General features: G+C 72.3%; 2 protein-coding genes and 1 pseudogene. All 3 read left to right on the plus strand.

Features of this window, described 5'->3' with window-relative positions:
* Positions 1-588 (plus strand): annotated as a pseudogene (locus tag VFZ20_RS05615) (hypothetical protein); the annotation flags it as partial.
* A 35-nt stretch (positions 589-623) separates the two neighbouring features.
* Positions 624-2,999, plus strand: coding sequence for a LodA/GoxA family CTQ-dependent oxidase (locus tag VFZ20_RS05620; RefSeq protein ID WP_329682857.1), 2,376 nt, complete (start codon positions 624-626; stop codon positions 2,997-2,999).
* A gap of 6 nt (positions 3,000-3,005) precedes the next feature.
* Positions 3,006-3,902: NAD(P)/FAD-dependent oxidoreductase (locus tag VFZ20_RS05625; RefSeq protein ID WP_329682858.1), on the plus strand; the 897-nt coding region annotated here is incomplete at its 3' end.

Raw genomic sequence — 3,902 nt, forward strand, 5'->3', positions numbered from 1 at the left:
CTGGCGAGCTACGACGACATGACCTTCTCCAGCTTCTGGCGCGTGCTGGAGACGATGGGCGACTACGAGGCCACGCCCTCCTCCATCCGGCAGCCGCTGCACGGCCCCACGCGCGTGCCCGACGGCTCCCCGCTCGCCCACCTCCTGGTCAAGCAGCTCGCCGAGACGCACGGCGCCCGTGTCGACGACGTGCCGGCGCCGCGGGCGGTCTACTTCCAGGACTGGGGGCAGGACCCCTTTGGCGCCGGCTACCACGGCTGGGCGGCCCACTACGACATCTGCGACGTGATGGACCGCGTTCGCGCGCCGTACCAGCGCATCCTGCACGAACCCGCCCGCCACACCTACGTGATCGGCTCGTGCTACTCGTTCGACCAGGGGTGGGTGGAGGGCGCCCTCTGCGTGGCCGAGTCGGTGCTGCGGGAGTTCGTGGGGCTTGCCCCGCTGGACCCGGACCTCGCGGACTACACGCTGGTGTGCCGCGCCAATCCCGAACCGGCGGCGTCCTCCAGGGCGTCCAGGTCGTCGAAGCGTTCCAGCGCCCCCGCGTCTTCCAGGGCATCCCGGGCCCGCAACTCCCCCCGATAATCCACCCCATCCCCATCCATCACAGGTACACCAGAATGAGCGATTCCAGGATCAGCTACCGGATTCACCCCACCATCGGCTTTGCCCGGGTGGGGAACGCGCCCGACGCCTACTACCTCGAGCCCACGGGGGTCGGAAGGCTGCCCACCGAGGTGGGCCCGGACGGGGAAGAGCGGACGGTGACCGAGTTCAAGGACAACGGCCAGGTAAAGCGGCAGGCCGCGCGGTTCCGGGTCTACCGGTACGAGGAGGGGCAGCCCCCGCGGGAGGTCTGGGCGCAGAACGGCCTGGAATCCCTGACGTGGACGGTGCACGTGGCCAACAAGAAGGCGGCCTGGTACAACTTCTCGGAGCTCGAGGGCGACGTGATGCTGGGGCCGGACAACACGTACCAGGCACGGGGGGTGGCGCTGCGGAACGCGGCGCACGGGAGCAAGGAGACGCAGCCCGGGGGGCCGTGCTGCGAGCCCCAGCCGGTGCCGCCGCTGCCCGGCGGGGACGTTGAACGGCAGTACGAACGCAAGGCGCGGCAGGAGCTGATCATCGACCCCGGGCCGCGGACGCTCGACGGCCGGTGCGACTGGGTGCACCTGGATGCCGCCACCGCGCCGCGGCACTACACGCACGTCTCCTTTCCGCCCGAGGACCTCACGCCGTACCCGGTGACCACCCTGGGCGCGGTCCGGATGACGGAGCGCGGCGAGCTGCTGGTGCTGGGCGGCTACGGGAACGCCGGCGGCCCCCCGGGCAGCAACATCTCCAGCTTTGCCGGCGCGGACGGGTGGTACGACGACATCAGCGACGGACCGGTGCGGGCCGAGATCCGGACGGAGGACGGCGAGACCCTCACGCTCGATGCGTGGGTGGTGACCGGGGCACCCAAGCTCGCGCCGGAGCTCGTCAACATCACGTCGCTGGCCGACACCTTCATCGACGCCGGGGTGCGGCACATGGGCCTGTGCCCCGCGCTCTACCGGCCCTGGCCCCGGGGCCAGGAGCCCCGCCCCAGCCGGCATCCCGGCCCCGCGCACCGCCAGCATGCGCACGACGGGTACGAGTACGGCCACGGCGGCCGCCTGCGCCGCCCGCACACCCTGCCGGAGCACGCCCGCGACCATCCCCGCGGCCGCGTGCACGCACGCCAGGAGAACGACCGCCACGAGCACCACGACCTCCGGCGCGGCGGCGAGCACCCCCACCAGGAGCACGGCCAGCCCCCCGCCCACGACGAGCACGGGCGGCCCTATGGCTGGCAACCGGACTACGTGGCCTGCCTGGAGCGCGACATCCTGCCCATCTTCCGCGCCATGAAGGAGTACCGGTGGGTGGCCAACGTCGATGCCATGGTCAGCGTGGCCACCCCGCCGTTCGACCTGTCGGACCTGAGCGACGCCAACCGCGAGAACCGGCGGCACGTCTTCAGGACCTTTCGGCAGCCCCAGAAGGGGCAGCAGCAGCCCGAGCTGGACCCCGAGCACCAGCGGCTCCTGGGCGACAACGGCTTTCCCCTGATGCCGCTGAACTCCGGCGACAACTCGATCACCAACACGCTGATCGAGAAGTTCATGGCGGTCACGCCCACCCAGTACCACCTGCTGCGCCAGTGGGCCGAGGGCCGGTGCGTGTCGCGCCGGGACGATCCCGACGCGGGCCGGGACTGGGGGTGGGCGAGCCCCCTGGACATCGCCGCCGCCGGCAACGTGGTCGGCGAGCCCATGGCCCCGGGCATCGAGGTCACGTGGACCCTGCGCAACCCGGACCTGCTGGTGCCGGGCGACCCGTTCCGGATCAAGGTGCAGGCCGAGTACGACCGGGAGGGGCTGGACCCGTTCCGGGACGAGACGATCGCGGGAGACGGCTGCCAGCCGGGCGATCTCACCAAGCGCATGGCCATCCCGTGGCAGGCCGATTTCTTCGACTGCTCGGAGCAGGACGTGAACTTCACCACGCCGCACACCAACAAGACGATCAGCGCCGTCACGCGCATTCCCCTGGCGCCGGCGTTCCTTTCCTACTGGTGGCCCGCGCAGAGCCCCTTCAACGTCTACAGCGGCGCAAGCACGGCCGCGGAGCAGATGCTGGACGGCAACGCGTACCTGGGATCCAACAACCTGGGGCAGGTGTTTGGCCAGAACGTGCTGTACCACCGCGGCCTCAACAGCTTCTACGATTCGGTGGTGGGATGGAAGTACCTGGGCTTCGTCCTCAACGCGACCACGGGGCCCCTGCGGGACACCTTCCCGTTCTTCGTGGAGCGGGAGCGCTCCTTCGATGCGTTCGCCTCCGGGTACCAGGGGCTCACGCCGGACGGCCAGCTGTACACCACCCAGCCCACCACCGTCACCTCGGCGCTGGACGTCAACAACCAGAGCCAGAACGTCTTTCCCCTGCAGTGGCTGATCGGGAACTGACCGGGCATGCACAACGTGGAAACGAGCGTCGCCGTGGTGGGCGCGGGGCCGGCCGGGTGCGCCGCCGCGCTCACGCTGCGGCGCTACCTCCCCGAGATGCCGGTGGTCCTGGTGTCGGCCCCCGCCGGCGGGGGGCCGGCGGCGGGCGAGACGCTGTCCCCCGGCGTCCTGCCGCTGCTGGACTACCTGGGGATCCGGGCGGAGTTCCTGGACGCCGGCCACCTGCCGGCGGGCGGGACGGCCTCCGCCTGGGGGTCGCCGCACGTGGCGGAACGCAGCTACCTCTTCACGGGCCGCGGCACGGGATGGCACCTGGACCGGGCCCGGTTCGACGCGTGGCTGCTGGCGCGGGCGCGGGCCGCCGGGGCCACCGTGGTGCACGGGCGTGCGCTCGTGCACGCGGCCCGCCGGTCGCCGTCGGGGTGGCTGCTGGAGATGGAGGGCGGAGGCACCGTCCGCGCCCGCGCCGTCGTGGACGCCACGGGGCGGGCGGCCCCGTTCGCGCGGCGGCAGGGTGTGCGGCCCCGGCGGGACGACGCGCTGGTGGCGGACATCCGCTGGTACGCCGGCGACGAGTCCCGGCGGGTCGCGACGGGCGCGCTGGTGGAGACCGTGCCGGATGGATGGTGGTACACGGCATCGCTCCCCGGCGGACGCGCCGTCGCCATGTTCATGACCGATTCCGACCTGCGCAGGCAGTCGGCGTGGGAGGCCCGCCTGGAGGATGCCCCGGCCACGGCGCGCCGGGTGGAGCGCTGGCACCCCACCGGCGAGGCGGCGGTGCGCGCGGCCCATTCGCAGATCACGCCCGTGGTGACGGGCGACGGCTGGGTGGCCGCCGGAGACGCGGCCGCGGCGTTCGACCCCATCTCGGCGCTCGGCATCGGGTTCTCGCTGCGCTCC

Source organism: Longimicrobium sp., from assembly GCF_036280135.1.
In the GTDB taxonomy this organism is placed as follows: Bacteria; Gemmatimonadota; Gemmatimonadetes; order Longimicrobiales; family Longimicrobiaceae; genus Longimicrobium.

Excerpts from the sequence above, each read along its gene's own strand:
- VFZ20_RS05620 (WP_329682857.1), top strand. The coding sequence starts at position 624 with ATGAGCGATTCCAGGATCAGCTACCGGATTCACCCCACCATCGGCTTT.